This is a genomic window from Roseicyclus sp. (assembly GCF_018402035.1).
Lineage (GTDB): Bacteria > Pseudomonadota > Alphaproteobacteria > Rhodobacterales > Rhodobacteraceae > Roseicyclus.
In genome coordinates this window covers 33,725-49,554 of sequence record NZ_JAGYJN010000006.1, presented here as the reverse complement: position 1 = coordinate 49,554, position 15,830 = coordinate 33,725, and the positions used below count along the sequence as shown (strand labels likewise).

Genomic DNA, 15,830 nt, shown 5'->3' with positions numbered 1-15,830 from the left:
CAAGGGATGTTCGAAACCGTCACGCCGCCCGAACCCGACAAGATCATCCGCTTGATGGGCATGTTTGCCGCGGATACGCGCACGGGTAAGGTCGATCTGGGCGTGGGTGTTTATCGCTCGCCCGAGGGCAAAACCCCTGTGATGGCGGCCGTGAAACAGGCCGAAGAGCGGATTTGGACGGCGCAAGATAGCAAATCCTATGTCGGGCTACGCGGTGATCTTGGCTATCTGGACGCGATGCGGCATCTGATCCTTGGCCAGAGTGTTCCAGCGGACCGGGTAGCAGGAGCGGGCACGCCCGGCGGCACAGGCGCGGTGCGGCAAGTGCTGGAGACCGTGCATCGGCTTGCGCCCTCTGCCACGGTCTGGATTAGCGATCCAACATGGCCGAACCATCCCGCAATCATCGACCATCTCGGGCAAAAGCGGCAAAGCTATCGCTATTATGATGCGGCGACGGGTGGCATCGACCGGACGGGCATGATGGCCGATCTGGCGCGGGTGGGGCGCGGCGATCTGATCTTGCTGCACGGCTGTTGCCACAACCCGACCGGGGCCGATCTGTTGCTCGATGATTGGCAGGAGGTCGCGGCGCTTTGTGCGCGCACAGGCGCAATTCCCTTTGTCGACATGGCCTATCAGGGCTTTGGTCTGGGGCTGGAAGAGGATGCCGCCGGCGTGCGGCTGTTGGCGGCCACCCTGCCCGAGGTGCTGATTGCGGCCAGTTGTTCCAAGAATTTCGGGCTTTACCGCGAACGCGTCGGCGCGGTCTTGATCGTCACCACGGGCAAAGCCGCGGCTGAGGGGGTTCTGGCGGGCATGAACCGACAGAACTTTGCTTTTCCCCCCGATCACGGCGCGCGCGTGGTGCAAGAAATCCTTGGGGATGAGACACTTGGCGCGCTGTGGCGGGGCGAGTTGGACGGGATGCGCCGCACGATGGAAGGCAATCGCCGCGCATTGGCCGAGGCGTTGCGGGAAGAAACAGGATCGGATCGGTTCGGTTTTCTGGCCGCGCATCGGGGGATGTTTTCGCTCATTGGGGCGACGTCCACGCAGGTAGATCGCTTGCGCGAGGTCCATGGCATCTATCTGGTGGGTGATGGGCGGATGAATGTTGCGGGGCTGACGCCTGACACCATCCCGCGTGTCGCGCAGGCATTGGCCGAGGTGCTTGCCTGACCGCGCGATGAGGTATAACAGGCGCCGTCCGCGATGGTCGCGGGCCAAGTCTCCGACTACCTTGTCAAAACGGAATATATCATGAATTCAAAGTACTTGCCGGGTATACTGGCGATGGCTACCGTTGTTGTGGCCTCAAATATCCTTGTGCAGTTCCTGTTCGGGAACTGGCTGACTTGGGGGGCGTTTACCTATCCGCTCGCCTTTCTGATCACCGATATCATGAACCGGGTTTATGGCGTGCAAGCCGCGCGGCGCGTTGTTTTCGCGGGCTTTTTGGTCGGGGTCGCCTGTTCGCTGATCGGGACGCAGATCATGGGCGAATTCGGGCCATTGGTTACACTGCGGATCGCCGTGGGATCGGGGATCGCGTTCTTGACGGCGCAGCTGCTTGATGTGGCGATTTTCGACCGGCTGCGGAATGGTGGGTGGTGGCAAGCGCCTGTTTTGTCGAGCATTATTGGCTCTTCTGTCGATACGGCGCTGTTTTTCACCATCGCCTTCTCGGGCGCGCTGAGCTTTCTTGAGCCGGGCAATGATGTGTCTTGGGCGGGCGAGGTTTTGCCGATCTTGGGCGCAGGGCCAAACGCGCCGCTTTGGGTGTCCCTGGCCGTGGCCGATTGGGGGGTGAAGATGGGCATCGCGCTATTGGCGCTGATCCCCTTCCGGATCATCACCCGCAAAATCATGGCACAGGTAGTATAAAAGGTTTTGACAACCGCAAAATCTGTGGCAGGCTGTGGATAACGGCAACCCATTGAAAGGAGGTGATCCAGTGATCAGAGAAGCATTGGAGAAAGATAACGGGACAGCTTGGGAGGTGCGCCTCTAAGGCAGCCCTTGGGGGTTTTCGCCCCTCCCAGGTGGGATTTCCTAACCGATATCCACCTCCTGATTTCTCGAAAGGGTCGTCGCAAGGCGGCCCTTTTTCGTTGGGCGCGGCCGGTCACAGGGCGTACACAGGGCGTACACACCCCGTACATATGCGTGGCCCCCATGCCCCTGACGATCAATGACCGCATCACCATCGCCGATTGGGAGCTGACCGAGCAATTTGTCCGCGCCTCCGGCCCCGGCGGGCAGAATGTGAACAAGGTCTCAACAGCGGTGGAACTGCGGTTCGAGGCGGCGCGCTCCCCGAACCTGCCCGACCCGGTGAAGCGGCGGCTGGAACGGCTGGCGGGGCGGCGCTGGACCAAGGAGGGCGCGCTGGTCATCCAAGTGGAGGAGACGCGCAGCCAAGCCCAAAACCGCGAGATCGCGCGGGAGCGGTTGGTGGAACTGATCCGCGCGGCGCTGGTGGTGCCGAAACCCCGCCGCCCGACCCGGCCCACCAAGGGATCGGTCGAACGGCGCATCAAGGAGAAGAAGGTGCGGGGCGAGGTGAAGGCGGGGCGGGGGAAGGTCGAGGAGTGATTGACAGGCGGCCCGGTGATACCAAATATTGGTACATCAGGATTTGGAGGCGATCATGGCGCGCAATACATCGGTGTCCCTTGGGGAACACTTCAGCGATTTCATCGAAGAGAAGGTGCGCGAAGGGCGCTATGGCTCGGCCAGCGAGGTGGTGCGGGCGGGCTTGCGCCTGTTGGAAGAGGAAGAGGCGAAGCTCGCGCGGCTTAAGGAGTTGATTGCGGAGGGGGAGGCGAGCGGGCCGGGGCGGGAATGGGATTGGTCCGCGCGCCGTGCGGAGTGGATCGCAGGATATCGCAAGCGCGAGGCGTCGTGAAACGGCTCGATGTCTCGCCTGATGCCGAAGCAGATTTGCGCGGCATCTGGATCTACACGTTCCAGACATGGGGCGAGGCGCAGGCCGACAAATATCTTGATGAAATCGATACGCGGATGATCGGCCTCACGACAGGCGCCACCGCCTCCCGCCGCGCGGAGGAGGTCGGGCCGGGGCTGCGGCGGGCGTTGGTGGGCAGCCATGTGGTGTTTTTCCGCGAGGATGCAGCGGCGGTGACGGTGGTGCGGGTGTTGCACCAGAGCATGGATGTAGGGATGTAGGGTGGGTGAAACCCACCATGCGGCGCGGCGGGGGTGGGGTGCGGTGGGTTGCGGCCGGTCTGCGAGTGCTCCTCTTGGCAAAAAACAGCGCGAGACGTCGTGTCACCCTCTTAGTGGCTTGCATTTACCCATCAGAGAACCACACTGTCCGTGTAAGGAATCGACCTGCGAATCAGATTCTGTTAAGAGTCAATGCACAATAATGCAGTGGCCGTCAGTAAAGTGGGGATCGCAACATGTACTTCATCGGTAGACCAGCGCAGTTGCCTGAGCGCCAGAAAGATGATCGTCTTACTCGTAGCCGGCCGCTCGTGAGTGGTGGTGAGTACCTTGATGCGCTTGACTCATCGTTTTTGTTTGAAGCGGAAAGATCAGGTTTTTTGTATGTCCAAGAGCCCAAGAAAACGGCTGAGCAACCAGTTTCCGAGAACGAACGAACTACCTTCGCAATCTTCTAAGTTCTGGGCGAAGGAAAAGGACCGATACCTCAGACAGTTGCTGATCAGTGACATTGAAGAGCAGACCGGTCGGGAGTTGGTAGTGTACTTCGCGAGTTTATCTGAGGCCATAAACCACTCAGATCCCGATGATCTTTCTGAAGTAATCGATGGACTAACAGGAAATACCATAGACCTCATCATTCAGACCCCAGGTGGGTCGGTTGATGCGGTAGAAAAGTTCGTAACTGTGCTTAAGTCGCGCGTTGCTTCATACCGTGTCATTGTTCCTAGCTTGGCGAAGTCAGGTGGAACGGTGATTGCGATGTCGTCAGAAAAAATCCTTTTGGGAGTAAACTCTGAACTGGGTCCAATTGATCCTCAGTTTGTCTTGCCAAACATAGGTGCTGTCCCGTGTCAGTTCATTGCTGACGACGAGACACAACAACCTGTAATTAGATCCCTTGCGCAATCGGCCGTTGCTCGGATGATACAACTCGCGGAGAAGATACTATCTCAAGGGATGCTGAGCAGCGCAAAACCCGATAAAGTGTCTGAAGTTATTGGAAAAATATCTTCGTCCGACACATACAACTCCCATGGGGCCGTGATCGACTTTTCAGAGGCGCAGGGTCTTGGCCTGTCTGTCGAGTGGATGCCCGCAGAAAGCGATTTGTGGAAGCGGATTTGGCTTCTACATTGCTGCTATGATCATGACCTGAAAATGCGCCGCCTTGGAAAGATTATTGAGGGCGTCTCAAACAGCATAGCAAGACCACCTTCGTATTAATTTCACCTAAACCACCACCTCAACCCGCTCCTGCTCGCCCACCCCGAACACCCGCTTGTAGCGGGCGATCTCCGCCTCCGGCCCCATCGCCTTTTCGGGGTTGTCGGACAGCTTGACCGTGGGGCGGCCGTTCGCCGCCACAGCTTTGCAGACCAGCGAAAACGGCGCAAGCGCGTCGTCTGCGACCAGCCCGCGGAAGTCGTTGGTGAGCAGCGTGCCCCAGCCGAAGCTCACCCGCACGCGGCCGGAGAATTGGGCGTGCAGTTCCGCGATGCGGTCGACGTCGAGGCCATCGGAGAAGATCACCAGCTTTTCACGCGGGTCTTCGCCGCGCGATTGCCACCAGCGGATCGCGGTCTCGGCCCCCTTTGCGGGATCGCCTGAATCGATGCGGATGCCGGTCCAGCCCGCCAGCCAATCGGGGGCGCGGGACAGGAACCCTTCGGTCCCGTAGGTGTCGGGCAGGATGATGCGCAAATTGCCCGAATGCTCCTCATGCCAGTCGGACAGAACGTCATAGGGGGCGCGGGCGAGTGCGGCGTCGGTTTCGGCCAGCGCGGCATAGACCATGGGCAGTTCATGGGCGTTGGTGCCGATCGCCTCGAGGTCGCGGTTTTTCGCGATGAGGCAGTTGGAGGTGCCGGCAAAGGCGCGGCCCAGCCCCTCTTGCATCGCCTGCACACACCAATCTTGCCACAGGAAGGAGTGGCGGCGGCGGGTGCCGAAATCGGCGATGCGCAGATCTTGGGTGGGTTGCAGGCGCTCGATCTTTTCCCAGAGCTTGGTCATGGCGCGGGCGTAGAGCACCTGAAGCTCGAACCGGCCCATATGGCGCAGCACGGCGCGCGAGCGGAGTTCCATCAGCACGGCAAGGGCGGGGATTTCCCACATCATCACCTCGGGCCAAGGGCCCTCGAACGTCAGCTCGTACTGATCGCCGACGCGTTCGAGATGGTAGGGCGGCAGGCGCAGCGCCTCGAACCATTCCATGAATTCGGGGGTGAACATCTGGCGCTTGCCGTAGAACATGTTGCCGCGCAGCCATGTGCTTTCGCCGCGCGTGAGCCGCAGGGTGCGGATATGGTCGAGTTGTTCGCGCAGCTCCCCCTCGTCGATCAGATGGGCAAGCGGGATGCGGGTGGTGCGGTTGATCAGCGAAAAGGTGACGGTGGTGTCGGGGCGGTTGCGAAACACCGATTGGCACATCAGGAGTTTGTAGAAATCGGTATCGATGAGCGAGCGGACGATCGGATCGATCTTCCATTTATGGTTGTACACACGGGTAGCGATATCGACCATGGCGGATTCCTTTGCGCGCCCTGCAGGTTAGAGCAAGGGGGGGGCGGCTTGTCTAGGCGGGTGGTGTCCATTGCACATCGGAGAGGCGCGGCGCACCCGTCGCCAGCATCACCAGCCGGTCAAAGCCCAGCGCGCAGCCCGCGGCGGGGGGCATGTGCGTGAGGGCCGACAGAAGCTCTTCATCCAGCGGGTAGCGGGTGCCGTAAATCCGTTCCTTGGCGTCCATATCGGCGATGAAGCGCGCGCGTTGCTCGGCGGGGTCGGTCAACTCGCCAAAGGCATTGGCCAGTTCCACGCCACAGGCGAAGAGCTCGAACCGTTCGGCGGTGCGCGGGTCGGCGGGGGATTTGCGGGCAAGGGCCGCCTCGGGTGCCGGGTAGGCATCGAGGATGACGGGGCCAGCACCCAGCCCCGGTTCGATCCGCGCGGTCAGGAGGCGGGAAAAGAGGTCGGACCATGTGTCATCGGCGGCAGATGGGATGCCGATGGCGTGGAGTTGGGCGGCAAGGCGCGGCGGATCATCGAGCGTGGCCAAGAGATCGACGCCATGGCGCGCGGCCTGCGCTGCCAGCGTGGTGCGGATGGGTGGCGCGAAGGGGTCGCAGGTGATGTCACGGTGGCGGAAGGCTGTGACGCCAGCGGCCTTGGCGGCGATCTTCAGGATCGCGGCGCAATCTTGCATCAGCGCCTCATACCCTTCGCCTGCGCGATACCATTCGAGCATGGTGAACTCGACCGCGTGGCGCGGCCCCCCCTCGCGGTTGCGCCAGACACGGGAGAGGGTGAAGATCCGCTCCTCGCCCGCCGCAAGGAGCTTTTTCATCGCAAACTCGGGCGAGGTATGCAGGTAGCGGTGACGGCTTTGCAGGGCCTCGTCGCAGGCGGTGGTCTCAAAGGCGTGCAGATGCGTCTCATTGCCGGGGGAGACGACCAGATAGGCTGGGTCAACCTCAACAAAGCCTTGGTCTGTGAACCAGTGGCGGATCGCGGCCATGATGCGACCGCGCGCCAGAAGCAGGGGGCGACGGTCGGCGTGGGTGTCACGATGCCACCATGTCATGGCTGGCCCTTTCGCAGCGGATGGGGTAACGGCTGCGTCTAACGCGAGGGGCGCGCCCCCTCAAGCGGCAACAATTCCGGAGGCTTCCATGAAGGTCATCGCGTCCCAGCTTCGTAAGGGCAATGTCGTCGATATCGACGGTGTGCTTTATGTCATTCTCAAGGCGGAGAATTTCCACCCCGGCAAGGGCACGCCCGTGACGCAAGTCGATATGCGCCGGATCGATAACGGCACCAAGGTCAGCGAACGCTGGAAAACCACCGAGGGCGTGATGCGCGCCCATGTGGAAGATAGTGTTTTCAATTTTCTTTATGCCGATGGCGAAGGCTTCCACTTCATGGAGCCGCAAAGCTATGAGCAGATCACCGTGACCGAGGATGTGGTGGGCGACACCAAGGTCTGGCTGCAAGACGGCATGTCGGTGCATTTGTCGGTGCATAATGGCATCGCCATCGCCATCGAGTTGCCGCAAAAGGTGACGGTCGAGGTGATGGAGACCGAGCCCGTGGTGAAGGGGCAAACGGCGTCCTCGTCCTACAAGCCGGCGATGGCGGACAACGGCGTGCGCGTGATGGTGCCTGCCCATATCGGGCCGGGCACGCGGATCGTGGTGAATACCGAGGACGCCACCTATGTCGAGCGGTCCAAGGACTAAGGGTTTTTCGATGCAAGATGATGCGCCCAGCCCGGTCGGTGGGCTGGGCGTTGTCTTTCTGGTGGCCCAGCCGGGGCTGGAAGCGGCCCTTTTGGCCGAGGCCGAGGCGGCAGGTTTCGCCGATGCGCGGCAGGTCGCCGGCGGGGTCGAGATTGCCGGTGGGTTGGCAGAGGCTATGCGCGCCAACCATGTGTTGCGCCGCGCGGTGCGGGTCTTGTGGCGGGTGGCCGCATTTCGCGCACTGCATCTGGCGCAGCTTGATAAGCGGGCGCGCAAACTCGGCTGGGGCGCGTGGCTGCGCCCCGATCAGCCGGTTAGGGTCGAGGCGGTCTGCCGATCCTCGAAAATCTATCATGACAAGGCGGCGGTGCAGCGGATCGCGGGTGCCATCACGGCGGCGGGTATCACCGTTGCATCGGATGCGGCCCTGGTGATCAAGGCGCGGATCGAGGATGATCTGTGCACCATTTCCATCGACACGAGCGGCGAGCCGCTGCACCGGCGCGGGCATAAGACATTCGTCGGCAAAGCCCCCTTGCGCGAGACGATGGCGGCAGGGTTCTTGTGGCAAATGGGCTTTGACGGCAGCCAAGCGGTGGTCGACCCGATGTGCGGATCGGGGACAATCGTGCTGGAAGCGGCAGAGATCGCGGCAGGGCTGTTGCCGGGGCGGTCGCGCGATTTCGCCTTTGCGCATCTGGTGGGCGGCGGGAACGAGGGGCGCTGCCCCTCGCGCTCCCCGGGATATTTGGAAAACGAAGAAGGGGGCGTGCGGTTTTTCGGTTTTGACCGCGATGATGGGGCGATCTTGGGGGCGCAGGGCAATGCCGCGCGCGCGGGGATCATGGGCCTGTGCCGGTTTGCGCGGCAAGCGGTGAGCGATCTGATGCCGCCCGAGGGGATGGCACCGGGGATCGTCTTGACCAACCCGCCCTATGGCGCGCGGATCGGGGAGCGGAAATTGCTCTTTGCCGTTTATGGCGCGCTGGGTGCCACGCTGCGCGCGCGGTTTGCGGGCTGGAAGGTTGGGATCGTGACGCCCGATCAGGGCTTGGCGAAGGCTACGGGCCTATCGCTCGAGCCGGTGGGGCCGGTGGATCATTCGGGCACCAAGGTCTGGCTTTGGCAGGGCGTGATCGGCTGATTGGTAAAAAAGGGACCGGCGTCAGGGGCACAGGACATTGGGACCGATACCGTCGCGCATTCTGTCGCTGCATGGAACGTTTGTTTCAATTCAGACGTCTTTTGGCGGATTTTGATCCGATGCGGGGATTTGCCATGCGCGTGGACAAGGCCTAGATCGCGGGCTGGGCTATTCCTGCCTGTTGGAGCTTTGCCATGTTTGAAACACTGGGTCTTGGTGTCACGCCACAGGTGGCAGCACTTTGGTTTGGGGTGGCGATTGGCCTGTGTTTCGGGGCGCTGGCGCAGGTCACGCAGTTTTGTCTGCGCCGCGCGCTGGTTGGACCATTGGCCGAGCGCGCCGATGCGCGGGCGGTATGGGCCATGGCGCTTGTCGTGGCGGTGATCGGCACGCAAGGGGCGGTCGCCTTGGGGCTGGTGTCATTTGAGGGGCATCGCTTTGCTGCGGGGTCCGTGCCGGTGTTGGGATTGGTTCTGGGTGGCTTGCTCTTTGGGCTGGGCACGGTTTTGGCACGCGGGTGCTTGTCGCGGTTGACGGTCTTGTCGGCCACGGGGAATTTGCGCGCCTTGGTGGCGATCGTGGTGGCGGCCTTGGCGGCGCAGGCGACATTGCAAGGTGCGCTGGCGCCGTTGCGTATGAGCTTGGGCGCTATGGTTGTGCCGCTGGGTGCCTTGCCGGGGGCGGCGTGGCTATGGGCGGCCGTGATCGCGGCGGCGGCGCTTTTGGTCGTGCTGCGCGCGGGGGCGCGCTGGCCGGGCGTGCTGGGTGGTGCGCTGATCGGGGCCTTGGTGCCGCTGGCGTGGGTTGGGACGGGCTTTGTGCTTTACGATGAATTTGATCCCATCGCGTTGGAGGGTTTGGGCTTTACCGGGCCATGGGCCGAGGCGCTGTTTTGGGGTGTTGCGGCACAGGTGACCAGCGTCGGGTTTGGTGGCGGGCTGGTGGGCGGTGTTTTGGCGGGCGCGCTGATTGCGGCGCTTGGCACAGGGCGGTTCCGCTTGGAGAGTTTCGAGAGCGCGGGCCAGATGGGGCGGAGCCTTGGCGGTGCGGCGCTGATGGGTGTGGGCGGTGTCTTGGCGGGCGGTTGCACCATGGGTGCGGGTCTGGCCGGTTTGCCGAGCTTGGGGGTGAGCGCGATCATCGGCTTTGGGTCGATTGTCGCGGGCATCTATGCCGCCGACGCCGTTTTGGCGCGGCGTGGCGGGGCGCGGGATTTGCTGCCTGCTGAATGAGCGGGGTCAGGCGAGCGTGACACCGCAGTCGCGCATTGCTGTTTGCGCCGCCGCAAGCGAGCCGCCCAAATCGATGGCGCGGCAAAGCTCTTGGGCGACGCGCACGCGGTAGCCCAGCTTGGCAGCATCGACGGCGGAATAATGCACGCAAAAATCCGTGGCGAGGCCGACCATGGTCAGCTGGTCGATGCCACGGCTGCGCAGATAGCCATCAAGGCCCGTGGGCGTTGTGCGGTCATTCTCGAAAAAGGCGGAATAGCTGTCGAGGGCGGGGTTCATGCCCTTGCGGATGATCAGGTCGGCGCGGTCGGTCGCTAGCGCGGGGTGGAACGCCGCGCCGCCTGTGCCGTGCACGCAGTGATCGGGCCAAAGCACCTGTGGGCCATAGGGCATGGTGACCATCTCGAGGGGCGCGCGGCCGGGATGGGATGAGGCGAAAGAGGAATGGCCCGATGGGTGCCAATCTTGCGTCAGGATCACGGCGGCAAAATCACCCATCAGCGCGTTAATGCCTGCCACGATGGTATCGCCGCCCGGCACGGCCAATGCGCCGCCGGGGCAAAAATCATTCTGAACGTCGATGACGAGAAGCGCATGGGTGGTGGCCTGCATCGGTGCCTCCGGCTGGGATGTGATGGTTGCCCTACCCTACGGCTTGAGCGGCGCGGCGCAACGGCGTATCTGGCGGCCATGATCATCGTTGCAGCACTTTACAAATTCACCCCCTTTGCCGCGCCCGAGGCGCTGCGCGATCCGCTTTTCGCGGTCTGCACCGCACATGATGTGATGGGCACGCTGCTTTTGGCGGGTGAGGGGATCAATGGCACGATTGCGGGGCCACGCGCGGGGATCGATGCGGTTTTGGCGCATCTGCGCGCCCTGCCCGGCTGTGCCGATCTGGAGTGGAAGGAAAGCACGGCCGAGGCCCAGCCCTTTGGCCGGATGAAGGTGCGTATCAAGCGCGAGATCGTGACGATGGGCGTACCGGGCACCGACCCGCGCGCCATTGTGGGAACCTATGTCGCGCCCGAGGCGTGGAATGAACTGATCAGCGCGCCTGATGTGGCCGTGATCGATACGCGCAATGACTATGAGGTGGCCATCGGCACATTTCGCGGCGCGGTCGATCCCGGCACGACAAGCTTTCGCGATTTTCCGCGCTGGTGGGAGGAGAACCGCGACCGTTTTCACAACAAGCGCATCGCGATGTTCTGCACCGGCGGTATTCGCTGCGAGAAATCGACCGCCTTCCTCAAGGCGCAGGGCGTGGAGGAGGTCTATCACCTGAAGGGCGGGATCTTGAAGTATCTCGAAGAGGTGCCGCAGGAGGATAGTCTTTGGGATGGGGGTTGTTTCGTCTTTGACGAGCGGGTGGCGGTGGGGCATGGCCTTGCGGTTTTGCCCTATGGGCTATGCCGGGCATGTCGGCGACCGCTTGAAGATGCAGATCGGGCGCATCCCGCCTATGAGGAAGGGGTGCAATGCCATCGCTGCGAGGGTGATTACACCGAGGCCGACCGCGCGCGGTTTCGTGAACGTCAACGCCAGATCAAACTGGCCGCAGCGCGTGGCGCGCGGCATATCGGGTCGCATCTTTAGATGCGTGTCGCGTTCTATCGCATTCAGCGCAACAGGCGAACGCGTTATGCCTTGCAAACGCTGCCTCGCCTGTTGCGCTGAATATAGCGGACTGATCAAACGCGACACGCCCTAAGGCGCACCCGAGGCAGACGAAAAAAGGGGCGCCCGAAGGCGCCCCCAAGATGATCCGAAGGGAGGAGACGGATCAGCCTTTGGTGAAGTCAGGATAGGCTTCCATGCCCAGTTCCGAAACGTCGAGGCCGTTGACCTCGGCCTCGGCGCTGACGCGCAGGCCCAACACTGCCTTGATGATCACCCACACGATCAGCGAGGTCACGAAGACGAAGGCGATGATCGACACGATCCCGAGGATCTGTGCGCCCAGCGTCGCCTCGCCGGTGTAGCCACCGGTCAAAACCACAGCCAACGTGCCCCAGATACCGGCGAAGAAGTGCACCGGGATCGCACCGACGACATCGTCGATCTTGAGCTTGTCGAGCAGCGGAACAGTCACCACCACGATCAGGCCGCCGATGGCACCGATGATCAGCGCCAAGAACAGCGAGGGGGCCAGCGGTTCAGCAGTGATCGACACAAGGCCGGCCAGCGCACCGTTGAGCACCATGGTCAAATCGACCTTGCCATAAAGCACCTGTGTCAAGATCAGCGCCGCGATGGCACCGGCAGCAGCCGCCATGTTGGTATTGGCGAAGATGCGCGAGACATCAGCCACATCACCCACCGTGCCCATCGCCAGCTGCGAGCCGCCGTTGAAGCCGAACCAGCCCAGCCACAAGATGAAGGTACCCAGCGTCGCAAGCGCGAGGTTGGAGCCCGGCATCGGCGTGATGCGGCCATCTTTGTACTTGCCGATACGCGGCCCGAGGATGATGGCACCAGCCAGCGCAGCAGCACCGCCTGCGGCATGCACAAGGGTCGAGCCTGCGAAATCGTGGAAGCCCGCCGCCGACAGCCAGCCGCCGCCCCACTGCCAAGACGCTTCGATCGGGTAGATGAAGCCGGTCAGCACGACAACGAAGGCAAGGAAGGGCCACAGCTTGATCCGCTCGGCCAAGGTGCCCGAAACGATCGACGCGGTGGTGGCGCAGAACATCAGCTGAAAGAAGAAATCCGAGCCGACCGAGGCGTAATCAATGGTCGTATCGGCAGCCGCGACACCCATGGGTTCGAGCGAGGTGATCGCGAAGAACGGGCCAAGCCAGCCTTCGATCAGCCAGCCGTCGCCGGGATACATCATGTTGAAGCCAACCAGCCAATACATCACGGCCGCGATGGAAAAGAGCGCGATGTTCTTGGTCAGCTGCATCGTGACGTTCTTGGAACGGACAAGGCCCGCCTCGAGCATGGCAAAGCCTGCGGCCATCCAGAACACAAGGAAGCCGCCCATCAAGAACAGAAGCGTGGTGAAGATATAGGAGGTTTCAGCCGCAGGCGCGGTCGATGCCTCCTGGGCGAGACCCAAGCTCGGCATCAGCGCGGCGGTTGCCACGGCTGCGAGCGGGAGGAGAAACTTGGTATTCATCTCTACGATATCCTTTTCGTCGAAAGGGCGCGGGATCAGACCGCGTCGTCGTTGGTCTCACCCGTGCGGACGCGCACTGCGCTTTCCACATCGAGAACGAAAATCTTGCCGTCGCCGATCTTGTCGGTCTTGGCGGTTTTCTGGATGGTTTCGACCACTTGGTCGGCCATGCCGTCGGACACCACGATCTCGAGCTTTACTTTCGGCACGAAGTTCACGGCGTATTCTGCGCCGCGGTAAATTTCGGTGTGACCGGATTGCGAGCCAAAGCCTTTGATCTCGGTCACCATCATGCCGCGCACGCCGATGGTGGTCAGGGCTTCCCGGACCTCCTCGAGCTTGAACGGCTTGATCGCTGCAATAATGAGTTTCACGTCTTACCCCTTCCGGTTGTTGGTCCGGTTTTTTCGGCCGACCCGACCATTTGCGGCCGACACTGCCTCAAGACATGCAGCAGGCGGGCTGGGGGCAATCCTTGCGGCACGAATCCACGCAACCGGGAGGCGAAGTTGCATTATTTTTGCGCAAATCCGTTTCCATGATTAAATTTTGTGCGAAGTAAAGATGCGGCACTGCGGCGAATTGAGTGCACAAGCGACTCAAATTTGCATATGTTTCGCGTAAAAAGAGGCAGGTCAGTGAGATGAGTAGTTCCGGAAACGGGCGTAGGCCCAGCGCGAGCGGTCGCCGCATTGTTGCGGATCGGCGTGGTGCTGCGGTGGGGCAGCCGGTGCGCAAAAGCCCGCCCAAGCCACGCAAGACGCGGCGCGCGCGGCCACGGCCAAGTGGGTTGCGCGGCTGGATCGGGGCGTTTTTCGGGCTGATCTGGCGCATCATCTGGGGGCTGATCTGGCGCGGCACCGTGGTGGTGATGCTGATCTTGGGGGCCGCAACCAGCTATTATTACGCGCAATTGCCCGATCTGGCGGCGGTGGTGGATGCGCGCACGCGCGGCTCTGTCACGATGCTGGACCGCGACGGCACGGTATTTGCGTGGCGCGGCGATCAGTTCGGCGGCGCGATTGATCCGGCCAGCGTCAGTCCGCATCTGGTGCATGCCATTGTCGCGACCGAGGATCGGCGCTTTTACCGCCATTTCGGCATCAGCCCGCGCGGCATCGCCAGCGCGATTCGGATCAATCTGAGCGAGGGGCGCGGCCCGCTATCGGGGCATGGTGGATCAACCATCACCCAACAGGTGGCCAAGCTGATGTGTCTGGGCGTGCCATTCGACGCGGCGGCATGGGAGAACGAGGCCGCCTATGAGCAAGATTGTCGGCGCACGACGCTGTGGCGCAAGGTGCAGGAAATGCCCTTCGCCTTGGCGATGGAGTTTCGCTATTCCAAGGATGAGATCCTGTCGATCTATATGAACCGCGCTTTCCTTGGGGCGGGCACGCGCGGTTTCGAGGCGGCGGCACAGCGCTATTTCGGCGTCTCGGCGGCTTCGGTCAGCCCGCAACAGGCGGCGATGCTGGCGGGGTTGTTGGTTGCGCCCTCTTATTATGCGCCGACGCGCAACCTTGAGCGCGCCCAGCGCCGCGCGGCCACCGTGCTGCGGCTGATGGAGGATCAGGGCTATCTGAGCGCCGCACAGGCGGCCATCGCACAGGCCGAACCCGCCTTGCTGTCGAATGCCGCAAGGCAGGATCGCGGCGGTGCTTTTGCCGATTGGATCATGGCAAGCGGCCCCGATTTCCTGACCCGCGACACGACCGAGGATGTGATCATCGGCACCACCTTTGACCCCGCGATGCAGGCAGCCGCCGAAGGCGCACTTGCCGAGGTCTTTGAGAACCAAGTGCGCGCAGGCTCGGAGGCGCAGGCGGCAATCGTGGTGATGTCGGCCGATGGTGCGGTGCGCGCGATGGTGGGCGGGCGCGATACGGCTGGCACGGGATTGTTCAACCGCGCGTCGCAAGCGATGCGGCAGACGGGGTCGAGCTTTAAGCCCTTCGTCTATGCCGCAGCCCTTGATCTGGGGTGGCGGTTCGATGATCTGATCCTTGATGCGGCCCTGACGATCAATATTCCCGGCTCTGGCCCTTGGTCGCCCGAGAATTACACGGGCGAGTTTTACGGCGAGGTGACGCTGACCGAGGCGTTGGCGCGGTCGCTCAACACCGCCGCGGTGCGGCTCTCCGAAGAGGTTGGCCGCGATTTGGTGCGCACGGTTGCCGCCGAGTTTGGCATCGCCAGCGATCTGGCGGCGGGGCCGGCGCTAGCGCTGGGTGCATCCGAGGCGACGCTGATCGAAATGACCGGGGCCTATGCGGGCATTTTGAACGGCGGCTCGGCGGTTTTGCCCTATGGGGTGCAGGAATTGCGGCTGGTGGGCGATGCCAACCCGATGTTTGCGCAGATGACAGGGATACAAGAGCGCGTCATCTCGGAAAGCGCGGCGCGGCAATTGACCTATATGATGTCGATGGCCGTGGCCGAGGGCACGGGACAGCGCGCGCGGCTGGCTGATCGGCCCGTGGCGGGCAAGACCGGCACCACCAATAGCCAGCGCGATGCTTGGTTCATCGGCTTTACCGGCGATTACGTCGCGGGGGTCTGGATGGGCTATGACGACAACAGCCCCCTGACGGGGGTGACGGGTGGCGGGCTTCCGGCCGAGATCTGGCGCCAGACGATGGAGCGCATCCACCGCGATCTTCCCGCGAGCCCCTTGCCGACGATCGACCCGGTGGCCGAGGCGCTGGCCCGCCCGCAAGCGGCCCGCCCACAGGGGGCGTTTCCGGGAACCGCCCCGCAAGACGAGGCCGAGCAAATCCTGATGCGGGTGTTGAACGGGCTTTTGGGGCGGAACTGAGCCACTCCTTAGCTTTTTCCTATCGCATAGATCGCGAGGGGGCCGCTTGTCGCCAAGGCTCCGCGCCGCCACCTCTGCT

General features: G+C 62.6%; 16 protein-coding genes. 11 read left to right on the top strand and 5 right to left on the bottom strand.

All coding sequences use genetic code 11. From position 1 onward, the window contains the following. Positions 1-6: 6 nt before the first annotated feature. The 6 genes from KG698_RS10840 to KG698_RS10815 all read left to right on the top strand — a co-directional run bounded on the left by KG698_RS10840 (position 7) and on the right by KG698_RS10815 (position 4,419). Complete coding sequence (locus KG698_RS10840; protein ID WP_213685597.1) at positions 7-1,182, top strand: amino acid aminotransferase; 1,176 nt, start codon at positions 7-9, stop codon at positions 1,180-1,182. A gap of 81 nt (positions 1,183-1,263) precedes the next feature. Next, positions 1,264-1,887, top strand: coding sequence for a queuosine precursor transporter (locus KG698_RS10835; RefSeq protein WP_213685596.1), 624 nt, complete (start codon positions 1,264-1,266; stop codon positions 1,885-1,887). Positions 1,888-2,178: 291 nt separating this feature from the next. Further along, complete coding sequence (arfB, locus tag KG698_RS10830) at positions 2,179-2,598, top strand: alternative ribosome rescue aminoacyl-tRNA hydrolase ArfB (RefSeq protein WP_213685595.1); 420 nt, start codon at positions 2,179-2,181, stop codon at positions 2,596-2,598. A 28-nt stretch (positions 2,599-2,626) separates the two neighbouring features. Continuing rightward, positions 2,627-2,911: a type II toxin-antitoxin system ParD family antitoxin gene (locus KG698_RS10825; protein ID WP_367114077.1), complete on the top strand. Its 285-nt coding sequence runs from the start codon at positions 2,627-2,629 to the stop codon at positions 2,909-2,911. Further along, on the top strand, positions 2,908-3,192 hold the full coding sequence (locus KG698_RS10820; protein WP_367114076.1) for a type II toxin-antitoxin system RelE/ParE family toxin: 285 nt from the start codon (positions 2,908-2,910) through the stop codon (positions 3,190-3,192). The genes KG698_RS10825 and KG698_RS10820 overlap by 4 nt, the downstream gene beginning before the upstream one ends. Positions 3,193-3,576: 384 nt before the next feature. After that, positions 3,577-4,419 (top strand): hypothetical protein, encoded by an 843-nt coding sequence (locus KG698_RS10815; RefSeq protein ID WP_213685593.1) that lies wholly within the window; start codon positions 3,577-3,579, stop codon positions 4,417-4,419. Between the two features lie 6 nt (positions 4,420-4,425). On the opposite strand, the gene pncB is transcribed toward KG698_RS10815, so the two are convergent. Further along, positions 4,426-5,718 (bottom strand): nicotinate phosphoribosyltransferase, encoded by a 1,293-nt coding sequence (gene pncB / locus KG698_RS10810; protein WP_213685592.1) that lies wholly within the window; start codon positions 5,716-5,718, stop codon positions 4,426-4,428. 52 nt (positions 5,719-5,770) lie between these two features. Further along, positions 5,771-6,778 carry an EF-P lysine aminoacylase EpmA gene (gene epmA / locus KG698_RS10805; RefSeq protein ID WP_213685591.1) on the bottom strand — a complete coding sequence of 336 codons (1,008 nt, stop codon included), beginning with the start codon at positions 6,776-6,778 and terminating at the stop codon, positions 5,771-5,773. A gap of 88 nt (positions 6,779-6,866) precedes the next feature. Between epmA and efp the strand changes: the two genes are divergently transcribed. The 3 genes from efp to KG698_RS10790 all read left to right on the top strand — a co-directional run bounded on the left by efp (position 6,867) and on the right by KG698_RS10790 (position 9,809). Beyond that, positions 6,867-7,433 (top strand): elongation factor P, encoded by a 567-nt coding sequence (efp, locus tag KG698_RS10800; RefSeq protein ID WP_213685590.1) that lies wholly within the window; start codon positions 6,867-6,869, stop codon positions 7,431-7,433. Between the two features lie 10 nt (positions 7,434-7,443). Next, the gene (locus KG698_RS10795) at positions 7,444-8,577 is read left to right on the top strand and encodes a class I SAM-dependent RNA methyltransferase (RefSeq protein WP_213685589.1); all 1,134 of its coding nucleotides are present in this window, start codon (positions 7,444-7,446) and stop codon (positions 8,575-8,577) included. A gap of 194 nt (positions 8,578-8,771) precedes the next feature. Beyond that, positions 8,772-9,809 (top strand): YeeE/YedE thiosulfate transporter family protein, encoded by a 1,038-nt coding sequence (locus tag KG698_RS10790; RefSeq protein WP_213685588.1) that lies wholly within the window; start codon positions 8,772-8,774, stop codon positions 9,807-9,809. A gap of 6 nt (positions 9,810-9,815) precedes the next feature. On the opposite strand, the gene pncA is transcribed toward KG698_RS10790, so the two are convergent. Then, complete coding sequence (pncA, locus tag KG698_RS10785) at positions 9,816-10,421, bottom strand: bifunctional nicotinamidase/pyrazinamidase (protein ID WP_213685587.1); 606 nt, start codon at positions 10,419-10,421, stop codon at positions 9,816-9,818. A gap of 78 nt (positions 10,422-10,499) precedes the next feature. Between pncA and KG698_RS10780 the strand changes: the two genes are divergently transcribed. After that, the gene (locus tag KG698_RS10780) at positions 10,500-11,408 is read left to right on the top strand and encodes a rhodanese-related sulfurtransferase (RefSeq protein ID WP_213685586.1); all 909 of its coding nucleotides are present in this window, start codon (positions 10,500-10,502) and stop codon (positions 11,406-11,408) included. A gap of 187 nt (positions 11,409-11,595) precedes the next feature. Here KG698_RS10780 and amt read toward each other — a convergent pair whose 3' ends face one another. Both amt and KG698_RS10770 read right to left on the bottom strand, forming a co-directional pair. After that, positions 11,596-12,933, bottom strand: coding sequence for an ammonium transporter (gene amt, locus KG698_RS10775; protein ID WP_213685585.1), 1,338 nt, complete (start codon positions 12,931-12,933; stop codon positions 11,596-11,598). Positions 12,934-12,968: 35 nt separating this feature from the next. Beyond that, entirely contained in the window at positions 12,969-13,307 is a 339-nt protein-coding gene (locus KG698_RS10770; protein ID WP_213685584.1) for a P-II family nitrogen regulator, read from the bottom strand. Between the two features lie 269 nt (positions 13,308-13,576). Between KG698_RS10770 and KG698_RS10765 the strand changes: the two genes are divergently transcribed. Then, positions 13,577-15,751, top strand: a complete 2,175-nt coding sequence (locus KG698_RS10765; protein WP_213685583.1) for a transglycosylase domain-containing protein — start codon at positions 13,577-13,579, stop codon at positions 15,749-15,751. The last annotated feature ends 79 nt before the right edge of the window (positions 15,752-15,830 follow it).